General features: G+C 74.0%; 15 protein-coding genes. 4 read left to right on the forward strand and 11 right to left on the reverse strand.

All coding sequences use genetic code 11. From position 1 onward, the window contains the following. Positions 1 to 74 precede the first annotated feature (74 nt). From ACWDRR_RS16645 to ACWDRR_RS16660, 4 genes are all read right to left on the reverse strand, one after another. The gene (locus ACWDRR_RS16645) at positions 75 to 914 is read right to left on the reverse strand and encodes an imidazolonepropionase-like domain-containing protein (RefSeq protein WP_449772907.1); all 840 of its coding nucleotides are present in this window, start codon (positions 912 to 914) and stop codon (positions 75 to 77) included. A gap of 126 nt (positions 915 to 1,040) precedes the next feature. Further along, positions 1,041 to 2,264, reverse strand: coding sequence for a cyclic dehypoxanthinyl futalosine synthase (mqnC, locus tag ACWDRR_RS16650; RefSeq protein WP_449772908.1), 1,224 nt, complete (start codon positions 2,262 to 2,264; stop codon positions 1,041 to 1,043). 93 nt (positions 2,265 to 2,357) lie between these two features. Then, positions 2,358 to 4,130, reverse strand: a complete 1,773-nt coding sequence (locus tag ACWDRR_RS16655) for a serine/threonine-protein kinase (RefSeq protein ID WP_449772909.1) — start codon at positions 4,128 to 4,130, stop codon at positions 2,358 to 2,360. Between the two features lie 266 nt (positions 4,131 to 4,396). After that, positions 4,397 to 5,296 carry a menaquinone biosynthetic enzyme MqnA/MqnD family protein gene (locus ACWDRR_RS16660; RefSeq protein WP_449772910.1) on the reverse strand — a complete coding sequence of 300 codons (900 nt, stop codon included), beginning with the start codon at positions 5,294 to 5,296 and terminating at the stop codon, positions 4,397 to 4,399. A gap of 322 nt (positions 5,297 to 5,618) precedes the next feature. Here ACWDRR_RS16660 and ACWDRR_RS16665 point away from each other — a divergent pair, with 322 nt between their 5' ends. Beyond that, the gene (locus ACWDRR_RS16665; protein ID WP_057227626.1) at positions 5,619 to 5,822 is read left to right on the forward strand and encodes a cold-shock protein; all 204 of its coding nucleotides are present in this window, start codon (positions 5,619 to 5,621) and stop codon (positions 5,820 to 5,822) included. A 146-nt stretch (positions 5,823 to 5,968) separates the two neighbouring features. On the opposite strand, the gene ACWDRR_RS16670 is transcribed toward ACWDRR_RS16665, so the two are convergent. Continuing rightward, positions 5,969 to 7,258 (reverse strand): MFS transporter, encoded by a 1,290-nt coding sequence (locus ACWDRR_RS16670; RefSeq protein ID WP_449772911.1) that lies wholly within the window; start codon positions 7,256 to 7,258, stop codon positions 5,969 to 5,971. A gap of 158 nt (positions 7,259 to 7,416) precedes the next feature. Between ACWDRR_RS16670 and ACWDRR_RS16675 the strand changes: the two genes are divergently transcribed. Continuing rightward, positions 7,417 to 8,370, forward strand: coding sequence for a LuxR C-terminal-related transcriptional regulator (locus tag ACWDRR_RS16675; RefSeq protein WP_449772912.1), 954 nt, complete (start codon positions 7,417 to 7,419; stop codon positions 8,368 to 8,370). A gap of 424 nt (positions 8,371 to 8,794) precedes the next feature. Next, positions 8,795 to 10,792 (forward strand): DUF1906 domain-containing protein, encoded by a 1,998-nt coding sequence (locus ACWDRR_RS16680; RefSeq protein WP_449772913.1) that lies wholly within the window; start codon positions 8,795 to 8,797, stop codon positions 10,790 to 10,792. Between the two features lie 126 nt (positions 10,793 to 10,918). On the opposite strand, the gene ACWDRR_RS16685 is transcribed toward ACWDRR_RS16680, so the two are convergent. Continuing rightward, a complete protein-coding gene (locus ACWDRR_RS16685; protein WP_449772914.1) occupies positions 10,919 to 12,265 on the reverse strand; it encodes a dicarboxylate/amino acid:cation symporter in 1,347 nt (448 codons plus the stop codon). A gap of 430 nt (positions 12,266 to 12,695) precedes the next feature. On the opposite strand from ACWDRR_RS16685, the gene ACWDRR_RS16690 reads away from it, so the two are divergent. Beyond that, a complete protein-coding gene (locus ACWDRR_RS16690) occupies positions 12,696 to 13,904 on the forward strand; it encodes an MFS transporter (RefSeq protein WP_449772915.1) in 1,209 nt (402 codons plus the stop codon). A 101-nt stretch (positions 13,905 to 14,005) separates the two neighbouring features. On the opposite strand, the gene ACWDRR_RS16695 is transcribed toward ACWDRR_RS16690, so the two are convergent. The 5 genes from ACWDRR_RS16695 to ACWDRR_RS16715 all read right to left on the reverse strand — a co-directional run bounded on the left by ACWDRR_RS16695 (position 14,006) and on the right by ACWDRR_RS16715 (position 21,051). Further along, positions 14,006 to 17,338: an SdrD B-like domain-containing protein gene (locus ACWDRR_RS16695; protein ID WP_449772916.1), complete on the reverse strand. Its 3,333-nt coding sequence runs from the start codon at positions 17,336 to 17,338 to the stop codon at positions 14,006 to 14,008. A gap of 141 nt (positions 17,339 to 17,479) precedes the next feature. Continuing rightward, entirely contained in the window at positions 17,480 to 18,613 is a 1,134-nt protein-coding gene (locus ACWDRR_RS16700) for a LacI family DNA-binding transcriptional regulator (RefSeq protein ID WP_449772917.1), read from the reverse strand. A 14-nt stretch (positions 18,614 to 18,627) separates the two neighbouring features. Continuing rightward, on the reverse strand, positions 18,628 to 18,969 hold the full coding sequence (locus tag ACWDRR_RS16705) for a DUF4229 domain-containing protein (protein WP_449772918.1): 342 nt from the start codon (positions 18,967 to 18,969) through the stop codon (positions 18,628 to 18,630). A 144-nt stretch (positions 18,970 to 19,113) separates the two neighbouring features. Next, entirely contained in the window at positions 19,114 to 19,641 is a 528-nt protein-coding gene (locus ACWDRR_RS16710; RefSeq protein WP_449772919.1) for an N-acetyltransferase family protein, read from the reverse strand. Positions 19,642 to 19,674: 33 nt separating this feature from the next. After that, positions 19,675 to 21,051, reverse strand: a complete 1,377-nt coding sequence (locus ACWDRR_RS16715; RefSeq protein ID WP_449772920.1) for an MFS transporter — start codon at positions 21,049 to 21,051, stop codon at positions 19,675 to 19,677. Positions 21,052 to 21,217: the final 166 nt, after the last annotated feature.

Consider the following 21,217-nt stretch of genomic DNA (forward strand, 5'->3'; position numbering starts at 1 on the left):
AGTGCAGTTCGGCTGCACACGAAGGAACTCCCGTGCGTCACACGGGAGTCCGGCTACCCACGAGTAGGCAGCACTCAGCGTCGGCGGTACACCAACCGCCCGGCCAGTACGGTCGCCAGGCAGCCACCCGGCCGCGGCCCCACCTCGGAACCCTCACCGGACCCCTCCTGGGGCCCCACAACGGACCCGGCACCGGACCCCGCACCGAAATCCGCCCCGGCCCCGTCGCCCCCGGGAGCCCGAACCTCGGGCCGGGCGGCACCGGCAGACCAGGCGGCACCGGAAGGCCGAGCGGCACCGGCAGGCCGGAACACGGCGAAGTCGGCCCGCCCGCCGACAGCCAGCCGCCCCTGCACCGCCGAGGCCAGCGGCAGCACGGCGAGCGGGTCCAGCGGCCCCTCCGCACCGGGGGCACCGGCCGGGCCGGGCAGCGCGGTCAACCCCGAACGGGCCACCGCCGTGCGCACCGCAGCCCGCTCGAACGGGCCGGCCACCGCCGTCACCCCGAAGCCGAGCATCCGCTGCAGCCCGCGGCGGGCACTCGCCCCGCAACGCGCCTCGTCAACCGAAGCGGCCGAAGCAGCCGAAGCAGCCGAAGCGGCCGAACCCACCGGACCCGCCGACCCCACCGACAGCCCTCCGGGCACCGGCGCGTCCCCGATCCCCTCGCGCGGGTCCGGGTGGTACGCGTGTTCCAGCAGCCAGCACCCGTACGGGTTGCGCAGGCCGGGGGTGAGCAGGCCGTCGCCCCAGTCGCGCAGCCGGGCGCGCGGGTGGGCGGCGGCCAGCTCGTCGTACGGGCCGAGGGCGGCGAGCAGTTCGCCGTGCACCAGCACCGCCCCGTCGGCGATGGACGGGGCGGTGGGGTCGGCCGGGTCGGGCAGCACGAGGGCGGCCCGGTGCAGCGTCAGCATGGCGAGGTCACCAGGGCGGGGTCGGCACCGGTCAGGTGGGCGCGGCGGGGTCGTCCCGACGGCAGGCGGTCCCGGCAGCGGTGGCCGCCGGGGCGCCCGCCGCTGCCGCGTCCGCTGCGGCCGGTGTCAGCCGTTGTCGAGGATCTTCAGCTCGGGGTGCGCGGTGCCGCCCGCGATCGCCGTGGAGGCGATGTGCGAGGCGACCCGCGGGTCGACCGGGTCGTTGGCCGGGTCGTCCAGCACCCGCAGGTGCTGGTAGGTGGTCGAGCGCTGGGCCGGGACGCGGTCGGCGGCCCGGATCAGGTGGATCAGCTCGGTGAGGTTGGACCGGTGCTTGGCGCCGGCCGCCGAGACCACGTTCTCCTCCAGCATGACCGAGCCGAGGTCGTCCGCGCCGTAGTGCAGCGACAGCTGGCCGGCCTCCTTGCCGGTGGTCAGCCAGGAGCCCTGGATGTGGGCGACGTTGTCGAGGAAGAGACGGGCGATCGCGATCATCCGCAGGTACTCGAAGACGGTCGCCTGGGTCGAGCCCTTGAGGTGGTTGTTCTGCGGCTGGTAGGTGTACGGGATGAAGGCGCGGAACCCGCCGGTGCGGTCCTGCACCTCGCGGATCATCCGCAGGTGCTCGATCCGCTCGGCGTTGGTCTCGCCGGTGCCCATCAGCATGGTGGAGGTGGACTCCACGCCGAGGCCGTGCGCCGCCTCCATGATCTCCAGCCAGCGCTCGCCGGACTCCTTGAGCGGGGCGATCGCCTTGCGCGGCCGCGCCGGCAGCAACTCGGCGCCGGCGCCCGCGAAGGAATCCAGGCCCGCCTTGTGGATCCGGGTGATGGCCTCCTCGATCGACACCCCCGAGATCCGGGCCATGTGGTCGACCTCGGACGCGCCCAGCGAGTGGATCACCAGCTGCGGGAACTCCGCCTTGATCGCCGAGAAGGCGCGCTCGTAGTACTCCACGCCGTAGTCCGGGTGGTGCCCGCCCTGGAACATGATCTGGGTGCCGCCCAGCTCGACCGTCTCCGCGCAGCGGCGCAGGATCTCGTCGAGGTCGCGGGACCAGCCCTTGTCGCTCTTCGGCGGCACGTAGAACGCGCAGAACTTGCACGCCGTCACACAGACGTTGGTGTAGTTGATGTTCCGCTCGATGATGTACGTCGCGATGTGCTCGGTACCGGCGTAGCGGCGGCGGCGCACCGCGTCGGCCGCCGAGCCGAGCGCGTGCAGCGGCGCCGAGCGGTACAGCTCCAGGGCCTCTTCCGGGCTGATCCGGCCTCCGCCGGCCGCCCGGTCGAGCACGGCCTGCAGGTCGGTGCTGGGCGCATCGAGGGTGGTCGCTGCGAGCTCGGACACCTGGCGGCCTTCTCTCTCTCGGGTACTGCTGCGTGTTTCAGTGCTTCCGGGTACGGCCGAACCAGCCTACGCCAGCGCTTTCGCGCTCCGCCGTCAGGCCGCTTTCCGCATGGTCCCGGTCGGGTTCCCGGCCGCCGGATCGGCCGAGCCGAACCGGATGCTGCCGTCCTTCTGCAGGGTGAGCGTCTCCGTGTTGGAGCCGCTGCTGCACGCCCCCGGCAGCGAGGAGCGGACCAGCCGGGAGGTGAACACCAGCTTCCCCTCCGAGGCCGAGTCCAGCGTCCAGGCGCCCTCGCAGCTGATGGAGATCAGCCCGGTGACGGCGTTGCGGCTGGTGGTGTTCTCCTGTCCGATCGCGGCCGGGCCGATCACCAGCGTGGTGGTCCCGGCGGGCAGCCCCTTGTCGGTGGTCATCTCCCCGCGCCAGGTACCGAGGAAGCCGGGCGGTACGACGCTCGGGCCGGAGGCGGTGCCCGGCGGGGGCGCCGGGCTGCCGGTGGGCGTGGTGGACGAGGAGGAGGTGGACGAGGACGTGCTGGAGGTCGAGGAGACCGACCAGCTGAACGAGGAGGAGACGGTCGTCCCGGCGATGGGCGTGTACTCCGGTCTCGCCTCGCCCCGGAACCCCCGGTAGAGGCCGTAGCCGCCGGCCGAGAGCACCAGCGCGACCACCACCGCCACCGCGACCACCACCCCGGGCCGGGCCCGGCGCGCCGCCGTCGGCTCCACCGCCCCGGTCGGCGTCCGGTCCCGCGGTACACGGTCCTGCGGCACCCGGTCGTACGGCACCGGATCGACCGGCACGCGATCGGTCGGCGTCCGGCCCTCCGAGGCGCCCACCCCCGAAGCGCCCGCCCCCGAACCCGGACCACCCAAAGCAGGACCACCCGAACCCGGACCACCCGAGCCAGCACCGTCCCGGACAGCGCCGTCCGGGACGGCCGCTCCCCCGGTGTCCACCTCCCCCTCCAGGTCGAGCAGTTCGACCGCGCTGCGGCCGACCCCCGACGCCAGCGCGGGCGGCAGCCAGCCGCCCCGCCCCAGCCGGGCGGTGGCCGCGCCCTCGGCGTCCAGCCGGTCCCGGAGCCGCTGCGGGGTCGGGCGGGCGGCCGGATCCTTGGCCAGGCAGTCCAGCACGATCGGGCGCAGCGGCCCGGCGAGCCCGGAGAGGTCCGGCTCCTCGTGCAGCACCCGGTAGAGCAGTACCGCCACGCTCACCCCCTCGCCGAAGGGCTGCACACCGGTGGCCGCGAAGGCGAGCACCGCGCCCAGCGAGAAGACGTCGCTCGGCGGCCCGGCCGGCTGTCCGTTCGCCTGCTCCGGCGACATGAAGCCGGGTGAGCCGACCACGTAGCCCGACTGGGTGAAGCCGCTGGTCGCGTCCAGCGCGCGGGCGATGCCGAAGTCGATCAGGCGCGGCCCGTCCAGGGTCAGCAGGACGTTGGACGGCTTGACGTCCCGGTGCACCAGTCCGAGGCCGTGCACATGGGCCAGTGCCTCGGCCAGCCCGACGCCGAGGGTCCGTACGGCCTGCTCGGGCAGCGGCCCGAAGTCACGGACGGCGGTGCCGAGCGCGGGGCCGGCGACGTAGCCGGTGGCCACCCAGGGGTGCTCGCCCTCGGTGTCCGCGTCCAGCACGGGCGCCGTCCAGGCTCCGCCGACCCGGCGGGCGGCGGCGACCTCCTGCCGGAACCGCGCCCGGAACTCGGCGTCCTCCGCGAGCTCGCCGCGGACCAGCTTGACGGCCACCGTACGGCCGCCGGCCGTCCGGCCGAGGTAGACCCGGCCCATCCCGCCCGAGCCGAGCCGTCGCAGCAGCCGGTACCCGCCCACCTGTCTCGGGTCGTCCGCCCCCAGTGCCTGCATCCCGCACGCTCCCCTCAGCCGCCCGGCCGTCGCCGTCGCCTCCGGGCGCCGCCGATGTCACGGATCTCGCGTGCAGACGCTACCGGCCCGCGCGGGACGGGAGGGGGACAAGCGGTACCCCGTGCCGAAGGGGGACAGGCGGCACCCCTCCCCCGGGCACCCGCCTGTCCCCCTCCCTCGCTCCACCCCGCCATCAAGCGGACAAGCGGACAAGCGGACGAACGGACGAGCGGAAGGAACGGACCGACCGCCAGGCGGCCGGACGGTCAGACCACCACCGGCGCCGGCTCCAGCAGCCGGACCATGACGTCCGGGGCGAAGCCGCTGTCGTGGGCGACCCGGCCGGCGAACTCGGCCATGCCGGCCAACTGCCGCTCGCCGAGCGAGAAGTCCAGCGCCTCGCTGAAGTAGCGCTCCAGCACCCCGGCGTCGAACTGCTCCCAGCGGGCCGCGTGCTCGGCGACCGCACGGGCCTCCACCAGCGAGAGGTCACGGGACTCCAGGAAGGCCCGGTGCACCGCCGCCGTCAGGTCGGGGCTGCGCTCGGCGAAGTCGCGGCGGGCGGCCCAGACGGCGAAGACGAAGGGCAGCCCGGTCCACTCCTTCCACATCGCTCCGAGGTCGTGCACCGTCAGGCCCTGCGCGGCCGCCTGTCCCAGGTAGGCCCGCAGGGCCGGGTCGCCGATCAGCACGGCGGCGTCGGCCTCGGCGAGCATCGCGTCCAGGTCGGGCGGGCAGCTGAAGTACTCCGGCTGCACGCCCTCGCGCTCCTCCAGCAGCAGCCGGGCCAGCCGCACCGACGTCCGGCTGGTGGAGCCGAGGGCGACCCGGCGTCCGTCCAGTTCGGCCAGCGGGACCTTGCTGACGATCACGCAGGACATCACCGGGCCGTCACTGCCGACCGCGATGTCGGGCAGCACCAGCAGTTCGTCCGCGTGTCGCAGGTACTCGACGCAGGTGATCGGGCCGATGTCCAGGGAGCCGCCGACCAACTGGTCGCTGAGCTTCTCCGGCGTGTCCTTGGTGAGATCCAGGTCGAGCAGATTGCCCGTCCTGGCCAGCCCCCAGTAGAGGGGTACGCAGTTCAGGAACTGAATATGCCCGACCCGCGGCCTGACCGGGGGGTTCTCCCGGGGCTCCTGCGTTTCCGCATCCGGTACCACCACTGCGCCGCTCCCTTGCTGTTCGTGCGCCTCCCCGCAGGGTATGCCCGTCGTTCCGGATGCCTCGCACCGGCCTTACGACACGCCCTGTCCGGCCCGCAAGTCACCCCTGGTCGTCACAGCGGCCGCATGCTAGCGTTGCCCTCAGTTGCAGTTTGATTCCCCTTGCAGTACTTGAAGCCTGCGGAGCATGTAACCGCAGGCTTTTTGTAGTTTTTCAGCAATATCGAAAAACTCCGGACCCGTCCGGAGGCAGGGCGATCAGCGCAGCGGACCGGGTGCCACACGGTGTGGCCCCCAATACGTCCCTCGCAAGGAGAACGGCATGGCTCAGGGAACCGTCAAGTGGTTCAACGCTGAGAAGGGCTTCGGCTTCATCGCCCAGGAGGGCGGCGGCCCCGACGTCTTCGTCCACTACTCCGCCATCAACGCGAACGGTTTCCGCTCGCTGGAGGAGAACCAGGCGGTCAGCTTCGACGTCACCCAGGGCCCGAAGGGCCCGCAGGCGGAGAACGTTACCGCTATCTGATCATCCTCTGATGACCTGATCGCTCGGGACCCCTCGGGTCCGCAGACGGCCCCCGCGGCCGTCATCATGAGCACAAGAGCAGTACCCAAGGGGGCCCGGCGCCATCTGCCGGGCCCCCTGCCTCTGCCCTCGCCCCGCCGGCCGGCTCAGGGCGCGGTCGGCAGCTCGCGCCCGATCCGGGCCAGCGAGGAGAACCCGAGCGGCACCAGCGCCGCGCAGAGGCCGAGCGCCGTCACCAGCACCGTGCCGCGCAGGCCGAGGCCGGCGCCCAGCCAGCCGCCGAGCAGCGCGCCCAGGGGTGCCACGCCCATCGCGACGAAACGGTTCGTCGCCGCCACCCGCCCCTGGAGCCCGTCCGGGGTGACCGACTGGCGGATGGTCAGCACCGTCACGTTGTTGGCGGTGCCGAAGGCCGCGAAGAGCAGGTTGATCACCATCAGCGCGCCGACGGCGAGCGCCGTCCCGCCGTGCACCAGGGCGGTCAGCGGCATCACCAGGTTGGCCACCAGGGCGGTCAGCACCAGCGTCCGCCCGTAGCCGAGCCGGACCGGCAGCCGGGCCGCGAACACCGCGCCCAGCAGGAAGCCCGGACCGAGGGCCGCCAGCACCAGCCCGATCGCGCCGGCCGACAGGCCCAGGGTGCGCGGGAGGTACTGGAGGTAGGCCACCTCGAAGGCGGTGAAGGAGAGGTTGAAGACGGCGGCCATGATCGCCATCGTCCGCAGCCGCTCACTGCGCAGCAGCAGCCGCAGCCCCTCCCGGATCTCGGGCAGCGGCTTCCCGGCCGTCCGCGCCGGCCGGCGCTCCTCCCGGTGGCGGATCGACAGCAGGCTCACCACCGAGCCGGCGTAGGAGAGCGCCGCCGCGCAGACCGCCACCGGCGCGGTCAGCCACTGCACCAGCAGTCCGCCGAGCGCCGGGCCGCCGATCGTCGCCGCCGACTGGCTGGAGCCGAGCAGCGCGTTGCCGCGCGCCAGGTCCTCCCGGGGGAGCAGCCGGGGCAGGTACGCCTGCGCGGCCACGTCGAACAACACGGTTCCGCAGCCGACCAGGAAGGCGACCGCGTAGAGCACGCCGATGCCCAGGGCGTCGGCCCGGTGGAGCAGCGGCACGGCGGCGAGGACGAGGGCCCGGCCGAGGTCGGCCGCGACCATCAGCCGGCGGCGCCGGATACGGTCCGCCAGCACCCCGGCGACCAGGGCGAGCAGCAGGTACGGCAGCCGGGCCACCGAGGCGAGCAGGCCGACCTGTTCGGAACCGGCGGCGAGGACGAGCACCGCGGTGAGCGGGAGCGCGAGGTCGCCGATCTGGGCGGCGAACAGCGAGGCGGTCTGGGCCGTCCAGAGCCGGGCGAAGTCGGGGCGGCGCAGCAGCGCAGTGGTGTCGGCGGTACCGGCAGCGGTGGTGGTACCGGCGGTGGTGGCGTTTCCGGACATGGGTGTCCCCTGGGGGGTGCGGGCGGTCGGAGCGGGCGGTCGCGGCTCGGGGAGGCGCCTCGCGAACCGTGATCAGCATCGCGTCGGAGCGGGCTCGTGGTCGATGGCCGCACGACCGCATGATGGTGAACCACAGCAAGCTGCACGGGGGACGAACCATGACGGAACCGGACATCACGGAGAGGCTGAGCGCCCTCGGCCCGGAGGAGTTCGACCTCTACCGCCAGGCCGTCGAGCACGGCGGCGTCGAGGCGGCCGAGGCGGTGGAAACGGCCGAGACGGCCGGCCCGGTGCGGGCCCTGGCCGCCGCCGGTCTGCTGCGCGCGGGCCCGGACGGCCGCTGGGAGGCGGTCGACCCGCGCACGGCCGGCGCCACCGTGGTCACCGCCGAGGCTCGCCTCCGCCGCGACCTGGCCGAACTCGGCGACGCCCGGGCCACGGTGGCCGCGCTCAGCGAGCTGTACGCGGCCCGGACACCGCAGGCGCCGCTCGAACCGGTCGGGTCGAACGCCGCCGTACTCGCCCTGATCGAGGAGGCCGCGGCCGCCGCGCGCGCCGAGGTGCTGATCACCCAGCCGGACGGGGCCTGGCCGCTGGACGAACTCGCCCTCGCCCGGCGCGGAGTCCGCGTCCGCCTCCTCCACCACCACACCGCCCGCTACCACTCCCCGACCCAGGAGCGGGTGGCCGAGCTGGTCGGGGCCGGGGCCGCCGCCCGGACGCTCGCCGAACTCGGCGGCCGGATGATCGCCTTCGACCGGCGGCTCGTCCTCGTCCCGCACTCCGCCGGCGGCGCCGTGGCGGTGCGCGACCCGTCCACGGTCGCCTTCCTCTGCGACTCCTTCGACCGCAGCTGGAACCTGGCCTCCCCCTACAACCCCTGCGACCCGCACGCCGAGGTCCGCGACGAGGTGCAGCGCGCGATCCTCGCCATGCTCAGCGAAGGGCTGCGGGACGAGACCATCGCCCGCAGGCTCGGCGTCTCACTGCGGACCTGCCGCAAGTACATCGCCGAGATCTTCGGGCTGCTCGGGGCCGAGAGCCGCTTCCAGGCGGGGTATCTGACGAGGGCACGGCAGATCCTCCGGGCGACCGGCCGCCCGACCGACTGACCGCGCCCGGCCGACTGACCGCGCCCGGCCGACCACGCGACGAGCTGCGCCGAGAACCTGGTTCGCCCCCGCACTCCGCGCACCGAACGGTGCCGGCCTGCCCGACCGGCAGACCCGAACCCGCCGGGCAGGGGAACCGCGGAGGTGGGCGAAACCGTCCCCCCACCCGGTCGGCAGAAGCGGCATCGGACCACCGGCAGGCGGCCTCCCGTGCTCCCGCGCGGGCGGGAAGCCCGTACCGCCCAGGGGGCGCCGACGCCGGACCGCGCGTTGCGGCCCCGGCGGCAAAAGCCGTTGTCGATCCGTCAGTCGCCGTCTCTATGCTGTGCTGCCGCGCCCCGGCCCGACCTCGGTACCGGGTGCGTGACCAGCCGTGTCACCCGGCACCGCCCGGGCCGCTTCCCACAGGGAGAAAGTCATCACCATGCAATCCGGCGCCCGCCGCCGAATACTCACCGCCCTCGGCGCGACGGCCGTGCTCTCCGCCGGAAGTCTGGGCGCCGCCCAGGCCGCGCCCGGCCCGTCGCCGGCCCCCACCAAGAACGTCGCCTACCTCGGCCATGCGTTCACGGTGCCGGCCGACTGGCCGGTGATCGACCTGACGGCCGATCCGACGGCCTGCGTCCGCTTCGACCAGCACGCCGTCTACCTGGGCACACCCGGGACCCGTCAGAACTGCCCCGCGCACCTGGTGGGACGGACGGAGGCGCTGCTCGTGGAGCCCGGGGCCGACGGCGCCCCGTCCGCCACCACCGTGTCGGAGATCGAGCGCGAGGTCCGCGTCACGGCCCCGGGCATCACGGCCACCGCTGTGTACGGCGACGACCTGGCCCTGGTCCGGACGGTCCTGGCCTCGGCCGGCCTCCCCACCGACTCGGCGAAGAAGCCGGGCCCGGCCCGACCCGCCAAGCCGTCGTCCCCGGTCGCGGGAGCCCCGGCCGCAGGAGCCCCGGCCGCAGGAGCCCCGGTCGCGGGAGCCCCGGCCGCAGGAGCCCCCGCACCCGAGTCCGCCGCCGCAGCGCCCGCCGCGGCCGCCGCGACTCCGCCCGCACTGCCCGCCGACGCGACCAGGTACACGGGCAAGGGCTTCGACGCCTGCACCGCGCCCGATGCCGCCGCGATGGCCGCCTGGCGGGCCGAGTCGCCCTACCAGGCCGTCGGCATCTACATCGGCGGGGCTGCCCGGGCCTGCAGCCAGCCCAACCTGACGGCCGCCTGGATGCAACAGCAGTACGCCGCCGGCTGGCGCTTCATGCCGGTCTACGTCGGCGCCCAGGCCTCGAAGATCACCGCGCCGACCGCCCAGGGCACCGCCGCGGCCGACGACGCGGTGGCGCAGGCCTCGGCCCTCGGGCTCGGCCCGGGGAGCGTGCTGTACTACGACATCGAGTCCTACAACGTCGCGGCGTACTCCGGGGCCGTCCAGCCGTTCCTGTCCGCCTGGACCACCGAACTCCACGCGCTGGGCTACAACTCGGGCGTCTACAGCAGCGCCTCGACCGGCATCGCGGACCTGGTCGGCGCCGGCTCGAGCGGCAAGGGCTACGCCATGCCCGACGCGCTGTTCACCGCGCGCTGGAACGGTGTGGCGGACACCGCCGACCCGGCGATCCCGAGCACCGCCTGGGCCGGTCACCAGCGGGCCCACCAGTACGACGGCAACGCCACCGAGACCTGGGGCGGCGTCACGATCGGCATCGACCGTGACTACCTCGACGTCCAGGTCACCACCAGGCCGAACGGCAGGCCCACCCAGCCGGGCATCTACCGCCCGGCCGGCCAGACCTTCGCGATGGCCGACAGCCTCGGCAACCTCGTCCGCGCCGTGCCCTTCGGCTCGACCAACGACATTCCGCTCACCGGGCACTGGAGCGGGCCGGGCCGGGACACCATCGGCATCTACCGGCCGGGCGACGCGGCGTTCTACCTCACCAACGACAACGCGAACGTCGCCCTCGCGATCCCGTTCGGCGACACCGGCGACATCCCCCTGGTCGGGGACTGGACCGGCCAGGGCCGGGACACCATCGGCATCTACCGGCCTCGCGACAGGGCGTTCTACCTCACCAACGACAACGCGAACGTCGCCCTCGCGATCCCGTTCGGCGACTTCGGGGACATTCCGATGGTCGGCAACTGGAGCGGGACGGGCAAGGACACCATCGGGATCTACCGGCCGAGCACGCACGGCTTCTACCTGAGCAACTCCAACACCTCGATCGGCATCGACCACGCCGTCCCGTTCGGCGACACCGGCGACCTCCCGGTCAAGGGCGACTGGAACGGGAGCGGGACGGACAAGGTCGGCATCTTCCGGCCGAGCGCGGCGAGCTTCTACGGTGCGTTCCAGGATTCCGGGGCGCCGCTCTACAGCCTGCGCTTCGGGGAGGGCACCGACACCCCGCTGACCGGCCGCTGGTGAGCCCGCGGCCGGTGCGCGGCACACGGCCGGCGCGCCGAGCCACTGGACCGACGGTTCGCTGAACCGACGGAAACGGGCCCTCTCCCCGCACCGGGGAGAGGGCCCGTCGGCCGTTGTGCGCGGTCGTCAGGCCGCGGCGGTGGCCTTCGCGGAGGCCTGCGCCGGGACGGTGACCGCGGGGGCGTCCTCGTACAGGTCGCCGTGCGGGTTGTTGTAGGCGACCAGGTCGAGGGTCTTCTCGCGGGCCGCCACCAGGATCGGCACGACGGCCTGGCCGGCGACGTTGGTCGCGGTGCGGACCATGTCGAGGATCGGGTCGATCGCGAGGAGGAGGCCGACGCCCTCCAGGGGCAGACCCAGGGTGGAGAGGGTCAGGGTCAGCATCACGATCGCGCCGGTGAGGCCCGCGGTGGCGGCCGAGCCGATGACCGAGACGAAGGCGATCAGCAGGTAGTCCTTGATGCCGAGGTCGATGCCGTAGACCTGGGCGACGAAGATCGCGGCCAGCGAGGGGTAGATCGCGGCGCAGCCGTCCATCTTCGTGGTCGCGCCGAAGGGCACGGCGAACGAGGCGTACTCGCTCGGGACGCCGAGGCGCTCGGTGACCCGACGGGTGACCGGCAGCGTGCCGACCGAGGAGCGGGAGACGAAGGCCAGCTGGATGGCGGGCCAGGCGCCCTTGAAGAAGTTGAGCGGGTTGAGACCGCCGACGAACTTCAGCAGCAGGGAGTAGACCCCGAACAGCACCAGCGCGCAGCCGACGTAGACGTCGATGGTCAGCGTGGCGAAGGGCTCCAGCAGGTCCCAGCCGTACTTGGCGACGGACTTGCCGATCAGGCCGAGGGTGCCGAGCGGGGAGAGCCGGATGACCCACCAGAGGGCGGTCTGGACCAGCTCCAGCACGGACTCGCTGAGCTTGAGGACGGGCTCGGCCCTGCTGCCCAGCTTGATGATCGCCGCGCCGGTCACGACCGCCAGGAAGACGATCTGGAGGACCTCGACCTCGGTGAAGGCGGTGACGATGTTGGTCGGGAAGATGCCGGTCAGGAAGTCGATCCAGCTACCGGTGGACTTCGGCGCCTTGAGGCCCTCGGTCTTGAGGTCGGTGCCCTCGCCCGGGTTGGTCAGCAGGCCCAGGCCCAGGCCGATCGCGACGGCGATCAGCGAGGTGATCAGGAACCAGAGCAGCGTCCGGACGGCCAGCCGGGCCGCGTTGGTGACGTTGCGCAGGTTGGCGACGGACACCACGATCGCGGTGAAGACGAGCGGCGGGACGGCCAGCTTCAGCAGCTGGACGAAGATCTTGCCGATGGTCTCCAGGGTGGTGGCCAGCCAGGAGATGTCGGCCGCGCGGGCCAGGTAGCCGAGGCCGACACCGAACACGAGGCCGGCGACGATCTGGACCCAGAACGGGGTCTTGCGGATTCTGGCGAGCACGGACGGCGACGAGGTCGCCTCAGGCGCTGTGGACATGACGGTGCGGCTCCGGGGAGGGCGTTGCTGACGGTGAGGTGAGGCGAGGAAGGCGGCACGGCGGGTGGGCCGGACGGGGAGGACTCGGCCCCGTCAGGGGCGTGCCGCCTGAATACAGCTCATGGCGCGACAACGGCGCGGGCTGTCCACAGCACCCGTCAGGCAGCACGCGCGGGCGGCCGTGGGCATCGAGCCCAAGCCGTGCATCCGCGCTGCTCCTGAGGTGGTCATGGCCGATACGTTAGCAGTAAAGGTTTGAGATGTTCAAAGTACTTGTTTGAGATGTGGACGGCGCAAGGGTAAATCCGGACACGAACGAGGCTGACGCACCATCAGATCGTCGAATCGGTCCGATTGACCGCTCGGCAGTTATACGTATAACTTGGATGGCGGCCCCCACTCACCCCTGCCCAGACCCGGAGAACCGTCCATGGGCTATCTCGCCCTGCTCCGTGCCCCGCACGTCAGCCGCCTGCTCCTCGGCACCCTGCTCGGCCGCCTGCCCGCCGGCATGACCGCCCTGGTGATCGCGCTGGCCCTGCGCGAGGCCGGCACCCCGTACAGCCGGATCGGGCTGGCCACCGCCGCCTACGCGATCTCGGCCGCCGTGGGCGGGCCGGTGCTGGGCCGGATCGTGGACCGCACCGGGCAGCCCCGGGTCCTGCTCGCCTCCGCCGTGGTCGCGGGCGGCGGGTACGCGCTGCTGGCGCTCGCGCCGGGATCGGCGCTGGCCGCGCCGGTCGGCGCCGCGATCGCCGGGCTGGCCATGCCGCCGCTCGAACCCTGCCTGCGCTCGCTGTGGCCGGATGTCGTCGAGGAGGAGCAGCTCGACACCGCGTACGCCTTCGACTCCGCCTCGCAGCAGATCCTCTACGTGGCCGGCCCGCTCGCGGTGGCCGGGATCGCGGGCGCGTTCAGCCCGGTCGCGGCGCTCTGGGTGGCGGCCGGGCTGGGGCTGGCCGGGGCCCTGGTGGTGGCCACCGCCGGACCGGCCCGGGCCTGGCAGGCGCCGCCGCGCGCCCACTCGGCCGGCCTGCTCGGACCGCTCCGCTCCCCGGGCCTGGTGCTGCTGCTGATCGGCCTGGCCGGCGCCGGCTGGGCGGTCGGCGCCCAGAACGTCCTGTTCATCGCCTACGCGGAGGCGCACGAGGGCGGCCTGCCGGGCGGCGCGGGGACGCTCCTGGCGCTGGCCGCGCTGGGCGGACTGCTCGGCGCGCTCGGGTACGGCGCGGTGCGGTGGCGCAGCAGCACGGCGACCCGCACCTGGGTGATGGCGCTGGGGATGGCCGTCTCCTACCTGCCGCTGGTGCTGCTGCCCGGGCCGTACGCGATGGCCGCGCTGGCCTTCCTCTCCGGGATCGGGCTGGCGCCGCTGCTGGCGGCCGCGTTCGTGCTGGTCGCCGAGCTGGCCCCGGTCGGCACGGTGACCGAGGCGTTCGCCTGGCTGGTGACGCTGTTCGCGACCGGCAACTCGCTCGGCTACGCCGTCTCCGGCAACCTCGCGGAGGACTCGCTGCGCCCGGTGGCGCTCTGCGCGGCCGGCGGGATCGCGCTGGGCGGGCTGCTGCTGTTCGGCGCCCGCCGCTGGTTCCAGCCCCTGCCGGTGGCCCCGGTGGCCCGGCCGGTACCGGTGGGCTGAACCACCCCAGGACGTGACTGCGCCCGTCGGACCGGGTGGTCTGGCCGACGGGCGCAGTCACTCTTCACCGGGGTCGCCCGTGAGGGCGTCCCCGGCCTCGATCAGCTGTGGCGGCCGCGACCTCCCCAGGCGATCAGGGCGAGCAGCAGGCCGGCGCCGAGGACGGCCGCGCCGAGCATGCCCACGAGGGCGCCGACGCCGCCACCGGTGCCGGGCAGTTCGCCGCCGTGGCCCGGTGTCGAGTGCGACGGGTGCGACGGGTGCGGCGAGTGCGTCGGCGACCAGGGCTCACTCGTGGACGCGGACGGCGAGGGCGACCACGACGGCGACCACGACGGGGTCGGGGACGGGGACGGGGACGGGCTCACCGTCGGCGAGTGCGTCGGTGAAGGCGTCGGCGTCGGCGACGGCGTGGGGGACGGCGTGGGGGACGGCGACGGGGACGGCGGCACCGGCACCACCACGCCCAGGTCGAGGTCGAGATCCCGTGCCCCGCCGGCCAGCCGCACCACCTGGGTGACGCCGGTCGCCGGGTCCGCGTCGGAGTCCAGGGCGCGGTCGTTCCCGGCCGCCCGCTGCGTCACCGTGGCGTCCTTCGGAAGCGTCGCCAGGTCGAAGCGGACGGCGTAGTCGCCGTCCGGCAGCCGCTCGAACAGGTAGTGCCCGCCCGCGTCGGTCACCGTCGCGACCGGCTTGCCGTCCTTGTCCCGCACGACCCGCCCGGAGCCGTCCAGCAGTTCGACCCGGACGCCGGGCAGGCCCGGCTCGCCGGGCTGCTGCACGCCGTCCTTGTTCAGGTCGTTCCAGACGAAGTCGCCGAGCGCGTTGTCCGGCGGGGTCGGCCACTCCACGCCGACGCCGACCTTGGCGGGCTCGGCGGGCAGCAGCGGGCGGCCGTCGGAGTCGGTCGCGGTGTAGGCGAAGCTGTTCCAGGCGAAGTCCGACTCCCCGGCGTCGATCGAGGCGATCATCGACCAGGTGAGCGTGAACTGGCCGCCGGACTCCAGCGCACCGGGCCGCCGCACCCGGAACCAGGTCGCCGCCCCGGGACCGGGGAACGTGGTGCTCCACTGCGCACCGGCGTCGCACGGCCCGGCCACGGCGAACTCGCCGGGCAGGCAGGGGTCGGCGGAGGTGGTGTACTCGATCACCACGGTCGGGTCGCTCGCGACCAGCGGCTGCACCAGCGACGGCGTCCAGGCGGAGCCGCGCGGGGTGTCCGGGCGCAGCACATAGCCGTCGCCGGGCACCGGCAGCTTGTCGTAGGCGACGAAGTCGGTCACCGGGTCCGGCGAGTCGTTGCGGACGGTCATCCGGTAGGAGATCTGCCCGCCCGGGGTGGCGGTGCCGGTGCTGCCGTAGTCGGCGTCCCGGTCGCCCTTGACCTCCTTGAAGGCCCGCAGCACGGCCGGCACCTGCACCTCCACCCGGGAGGACGCGTGGCAGAGCTGCTCGGTGGTGTCGCCGTCGCGGTCGAGGTCCTGGGTGTCCGCGACGCCGGTGTCGTTGCCGTAGTAGAAGCAGGCCACCGGCGGGCCGGAGCCGTCCGCCGTCACGTAGACGTCGTTGGTGAGCTCACCGGGCCGGGCGCTGCCGGCCACCTGGACGTCGATCAGGGTGCGGTAGGCGAGGTTGTCGTGCAGGTACGTCATGTCCGGGCTGCCGGCCGGCCAGGTCATCCTCAGCAGCTGGCGGCCGTCGGGGCCGGGCAGGACGGTGACCTCCGAGGGCGCCACCGAGTCGGGCCAGCCGGTGTCGCGGCGGGCCGAGCCCTCGACGTAGACCATGCCGGGCGGCAGCAGGTCGTAGAGCACCAGCGGGCGGTCCAGGGTGCGGCCGGTGTGGTTGTACGGGATCACCTGGAAGGTGGCGGTCCCGCCGGGCGAGAGGACGGCGCCGGAGACGGTGGTCTTGGCGGCGCCCAGGTTGGTGGCGGCGGTGACGGTGGAGTCGGCGCAGGCGCTCGCCGCCGAGGTCGCGCCGCCGGCGTCGGTGCCGAGGACGTCGACGCAGTTGTGCAGCGGCACCGGCGCGGGCCGGCCGTCGAGGCCGGGGGTGATCACCTGGGCGAGCACCTGGACGCCGCTGCCGGGGCTCCAACCGGTGGGGATCGGACCGGTCCAGGTGAACCTCAGCCCGTCCAGACGGCGGCCGGCCGGGATGCCGAGGGTGTCGTTGGCCGGGTCCCCGGCCCCCTGGACGAAGGTGACCCGGCGGGAGGAGGAGCCGTTGAAGGGGCTGCCCGGGGTGAACGGCAGCCAGCCGGCGTCGCCGTCGAGCCGGTACTCCAGCAGCAGACCGATCGAGGTCGGGTTCCACGCCTCCAGCTGGATGGACTGCGGGGCGAGCCAGTTGTAGAGGCCGGCGGTGGTGCCGCTGCCGGGGTCGGTCATCACCAGGCCGGTGACGGGGGCGGCCACGTTGCCGGGGCGGAGGCTGAAGGAGGCGATGTCGCCGGACACCGCGTTCTGCCAGACCTTGGAGGCCGAGACCTGGACCCCGGTGACGGGCGGCTGGAAGACCGGGGTGGTGGTGTCGGCGGTGGAGAGGTCGCGCTCGGGCTCGGCACCGAGCGGGTCGCCCTTGAGCACCACGGTGTTGGGCGCGGTGGTGCCGCTGGGGAAGGCGTCCTCCGGGTAGTGGACGACCAGCACGCCGGGGATCCGGCAGCCGGCCTGGCCGTTGCCGGCCCGGAAGGCTCCGTTGTCGTAGACCCAGGTGGTGGAGCCGGGCGGGTCCTGGACCCAGCCGGGCGAGCGGCCGGTGTCGACGACGGCGCCCGCCGGCAGGGTGTCCACCAGCCGGCTGGCGTCCAGGTCGACGTTGGGCACGCCCGCGCTGGAGCAGGCGCTGAACTGGTACGTCACCAGGCGGCCGTCCTGGCTGCTGCCCTGCACGCCCTTGGTGACGTTGTAGCTGGGCTGGACGACGGCGGTGGTGTCGGCGGTACCGGTCAGCGGCGGCTCGCCGTCGGCGGTGAGGGTGGCGGAGTTGGTGCTCCTCGTCCCGTTCGCCGTGGAGAAGTTGGGGTACTTCAGCACGACCGTGATGGTGGCGGTGGTGCCCGGGGTGAGCTCCTTGAGCTTGATCGCCATGGTGCCGCCGACGGCGCCGGCGGCGGGGACGGTCGATCCGGCGATGTCGACCGTCGACGGGTCCGGGGTCCAGCCGACGAACTCCATCCCGGCCGGCAGCGCGTCGGTGATCAGCCCGTTGGTGCAGTCGGTCACCGAGCAGGTGTAGCGCAGGGTGTAGGTGACGTTCTCGCCCGGCACCGGGGTGGCCTTGTCGACCGTCTTGGTGAAGGTGACGGCGGCCTCGGCGGGCGGGGCACCCAGGGTGCCGGTGAGCAGGGTGCCGCCTAGCAGCCCGAGGGCGGCGGCCAGCCGTGCCAGGCGTGGCAGGCGTGGAGGTCTGGATCGGAGCGTCCGCATGGCGAAATCTCATCGTCCGTTTATTCGCCCACTGCTGCGGCGCGAGACATCCTGACGGTATTTCACCTGTTCGAACTAGTCCGAACGGCCCTTTCCGGTGGCAGCGGTGCCGACGGAGGCGCGGAGACGGCGACGGCGGACCTACCCGACGCGGAGGGTGGCGGACGCGGTCGAGGAGCGCAGCACCAGCGAGGTCGCCAGCGGCGCGACCGGCACGACCGGCTCGCCGCGGAGCAGGTCGGCGAGGGCCGCGACCCCGGCCCGGCCCAGCTCCTCACCGGGGAGGTCGACGGTGGTGAGCGGCGGGGTGAGCAGCTCGGCCACCGGGATGTTGTCGATCCCGACCACCGAGAGGTCCCCCGGCACCCGCAGGCCCAGTTCGGCGGCCGCCTGGTAGACCCCGGAGGCCACCACGTCGTCGTCGCAGATCACCGCGTGCGGGCGGTCGGGGCCCTCCAGCAGCCGGCGGGCGGCGCTGCGGGCGGCGGGCTGGCCCTCGTTGAGGCTGACGCCCAGCTCGACCACCTCCAGGCCGAGCGCCTCGGCGGCCTGCTCGAACGCGGCCTGGCGGACCCGGAAGGTGTAGGCGGAGTGGGTGGAGCGCAGCCGGCCGATCCGCCGGTGGCCCAGCCCGGCCAGGTGCTCGACGGCGGCGCGCATGCCCCCGGCCACGTCCAGCTCGACGGTCGGGCGGGCCCGGTCGGTACCGGGGTCGGCGTCCAGGAAGACGGCGGGGGTGTCGGAGGGCAGCTCGCCGAGCTGGCTGTCGTCCGGGGAACAGATCAGCAGGCCGTCGAACCGGCTGGTGGTGGCCGCGTCGGCGAGGGTGGCGCTCCCCCAGCCGGAGCTGACCACGACGGCCAGGCCGTGCCGGCCGGCCTCCTCGTGGACGCCCTCCAGCACCCGGCCGAAGAACGGGCCGAGGATGTTCGGCACGGCCAGCAGGATCATGCCGCTGCGGCCGAGCCGCAGTTGCCGGCCGGCCGCCTGCGGGCGGTAGCCGAGGCTGCGGGCCGCCTCCCGGACGCGTTCACGGGTGGCGTCCGAGACCCGGCGGCCGGCCTCGGGGCCGGAGAACACCAGCGAGACGGTGGCCTGCGAGACCCCGGCGAGCCGGGCGACGTCCCGCCCGGTGGGCTTGCGGACCGGGGCCGGCCAGGTGCCGCTGGCGCTCTCGCCCTGTGCCGGGGCGGGCCCGGACGGCGGCCCGGCCGGCGAGTCGGACGGCGGGTCCGCGGGCGGCTCGGGCCGTGGATCGGGATCGGGGGCGGGCACGGCGGCGGTGCGGGTCAGCCCTGCACGGCGGTGGCGCGCACGGCGTCGTCGGCCGCGTCCTCCTCGGCGTTCTGGCTGGCGATCCGCTCCGCGGTCCGGTTGCGGATGCCGTCGACCTTGCCGGAGATCTGGGCCGACATCTCGTCGCGCTGGCGGCTCAGCAGGACGTAGCTCAGCGGTGCCGAGACCACGGCGGCCACCAGGAACAGGAAGATCGCGCCGGTCTGTCCCTTGACCGGGATGACCTGGAAGTGGCCCAGCAGCAGGGCGACCAGCAGGCAGCCGAGGAAGATGCTGACCCGCAGGGAGGTGTAACGGAGCGTGGCGTGGGACTTGTTGCTCACATTGCTGCTCACGGAGGACACATCCTTCTCTGCGCGGGGGGCTGGACCGGTCTCCCAGTGAAGCATGCCCGACGGACCGCGCGGGGAACGGGTCGCCCGTCCCCACGCCCGCCGCCGTCCCCGTCCCCGCGTCCGGCCGTCGCGCGGCCCGCGCCGTCAGCGCAGGTCGAGCCACATCGTGACGTCGTCGCGGTCGTCGCCGGGAGCCACCCGGATCGCGGCGGGGACCCGGCCGACCTCGGTGTAGCCGCAGCGGCCGTAGAAGGTCTCCAGGCCGAGGCCGCCGCGCAGGGTCAGCCGCAGCCCCTCCAGCCCCCAGGCCCGGGCCACCCGCTCGGCCTCGGCCATCAGCTCGGCGCCGTAGCCGCGCCCCTGGAAGTCGGGGTGGACCATGACCCGCTTGAGCATCCGCCAGTGGTCCATCGGACCGAACCGCATGGAGTCGAAGAACAGCAGGGCGGCGAGCCGGCCGCTCTCCCGCTCGTGCGCGATCAGCAGCCGGTCCGGCCCGTTCGGCGCGACGCCGTCGAACTGCGCGTCGGCGGTCTTCCAGACCTCGTCCGCCGTGACCGGCGCCACGAAGCCGACCGCGCCGCCGGCGTTGGTGACGTCGGTCCAGAGCCGGACGATGTCGGAGCGCAGATCGGGACCGGTCCCGGGATCGAGGGTGAAGGCGAGCGTCATGGCTGCCGAGCCTAGCCGCCGCTCACGACGGGCTCATGACGGCAGGGCGGCGACCGGCCGGACCGGCGCCGTCCCCCGCAGGGCCAGGCAGAGCAGGACGGCGACGGCGCAGAGCCCGCCGGCCGCGTACCAGGCGAGGTCATAGGTGCCGAGCGCGTCCCGGGCGAGGCCGGCCAGCCCGGCCACCGCGGCCGCGCCGAGCTGGTGGCAGGCCAGCACCCAGCCGAAGACGATCGGCGCGTCGTCGCCGAAGTGCCGGCGGCAGAGCGCGACGGTCGGCGGCACGGTGGCCACCCAGTCCAGACCGTAGAAGATCACGAAGGCCAGGATCGGCGGCTCCAGCGAGCCGGCGAACAGCTGCGGCAGCAGGACCAGCGAGAGCCCGCGCAGCGCGTAGTAGGCGACCAGCAGCGTCCGGGAGTCGAGGCGGTCGGTGAACCAGCCACTGGCGATCGTGCCGACCACGTCGAAGATCCCGATCAGCGCGAGCAGGCTCGCCGCCGTGGTCACCGGCAGCCCGTGGTCGTGGGCGGCGGGGATGAAGTGGGTGCCGACCAGGCCGTTGGTGGTCGCGCCGCAGATCGCGAAGGAGGCCGCGAGCAGCCAGAAGGCGCGGCTGCGGGAGGCCTCGCGGAGCACCCGCAGCGAGCGGGCCAGCGCCCGGTTGTCGGCCGTCGGCGCGGGCGGAGCCTCGGTCGCGCCGTACGGGAACAGGCCGAGGTCGGCGGGGCGCTCGCGCATCAGGAGCAGCACCGGGACGGCCACGGCACTGGCCGCCAGCGAGACGACGACGACCGCCGAGCGCCAGCCGTGCTGCTCGACCAGCCAGGCGCCGACCGGCAGGAAGATCAGGTTGCCGGCCGCGCCGGCGGCCGTGAGCACGCCGGTGACCAGGCCCTGGCGGGCGCGGAACCAGCGGCCGGTGACGGTGGTGGCGAAGGCCCCGGCCATCGAGCCGCTGCCCAGGCCCACCAACACCCCCCAGCAGAGCACCAGTTGCCAGGGCTCGCGCATCAGCATGGTGAGCCCGGAGCCGACCGAGATGGTCAGCAGCGCGCAGACCACCACCAGCCGGACGCCGAAACGGTCCATCAGCGCGGCGGCGAACGGGGCGGTGAGGCCGTAGAGGGCGAGGTTGACCGAGGTGGCGCTGGAGATCGTCCCCATCGACCAGCCGAACTCGTTGTGCAGCGCGTCCATCATCAGGCTGGGCGCGGAGCGGAACCCGGCCGACCCGAGCAGGACCAGCAGGGAGACGGCGGCGACCACCCAGGCATAGTGCAGCCGGGGCCGGCCGGCCCGGCCCGGCTTCGGAGGACCGGCCGGGGCGGGGCCCGGCGCGGGGTCCGGTGTGACGGTCGGGCCCGGCGTGGGGGCGGGGCCCGGCGTGGGGGCGTTGCGTTCGTTCACCCGGCCGAGTCTCCCGAACAGGGCGAACGGCCACGAGTGGCCTGACTGCCAGCTTTCGCAAGAATCGGGCCAGCGGCCCGGCGTACGCTGGTCGGCGAACCGGGACGCGGGGCCCGGCCGACGGATCCGGCACGCGGGACCCGGCCGGCGGCGGCCCCGCGGCGGG

It is taken from the genome of Kitasatospora sp. NPDC003701 (assembly GCF_053587085.1).

Excerpts from the sequence above, each read along its gene's own strand:
- ACWDRR_RS16645 (WP_449772907.1), bottom strand. The coding sequence starts at position 914 with ATGCTGACGCTGCACCGGGCCGCCCTCGTGCTGCCCGACCCGGCCGAC.
- ACWDRR_RS16655 (WP_449772909.1), bottom strand. The coding sequence starts at position 4,130 with ATGCAGGCACTGGGGGCGGACGACCCGAGACAGGTGGGCGGGTACCGG.
- ACWDRR_RS16665 (WP_057227626.1), top strand. The coding sequence starts at position 5,619 with ATGGCTCAGGGAACCGTCAAGTGGTTCAACGCTGAGAAGGGCTTCGGC.
- ACWDRR_RS16670 (WP_449772911.1), bottom strand. The coding sequence starts at position 7,258 with ATGTCCGGAAACGCCACCACCGCCGGTACCACCACCGCTGCCGGTACC.
- ACWDRR_RS16675 (WP_449772912.1), top strand. The coding sequence starts at position 7,417 with ATGACGGAACCGGACATCACGGAGAGGCTGAGCGCCCTCGGCCCGGAG.
- ACWDRR_RS16680 (WP_449772913.1), top strand. The coding sequence starts at position 8,795 with ATGCAATCCGGCGCCCGCCGCCGAATACTCACCGCCCTCGGCGCGACG.
- ACWDRR_RS16685 (WP_449772914.1), bottom strand. The coding sequence starts at position 12,265 with ATGTCCACAGCGCCTGAGGCGACCTCGTCGCCGTCCGTGCTCGCCAGA.
- ACWDRR_RS16690 (WP_449772915.1), top strand. The coding sequence starts at position 12,696 with ATGGGCTATCTCGCCCTGCTCCGTGCCCCGCACGTCAGCCGCCTGCTC.
- ACWDRR_RS16695 (WP_449772916.1), bottom strand. The coding sequence starts at position 17,338 with ATGCGGACGCTCCGATCCAGACCTCCACGCCTGCCACGCCTGGCACGG.
- ACWDRR_RS16710 (WP_449772919.1), bottom strand. The coding sequence starts at position 19,641 with ATGACGCTCGCCTTCACCCTCGATCCCGGGACCGGTCCCGATCTGCGC.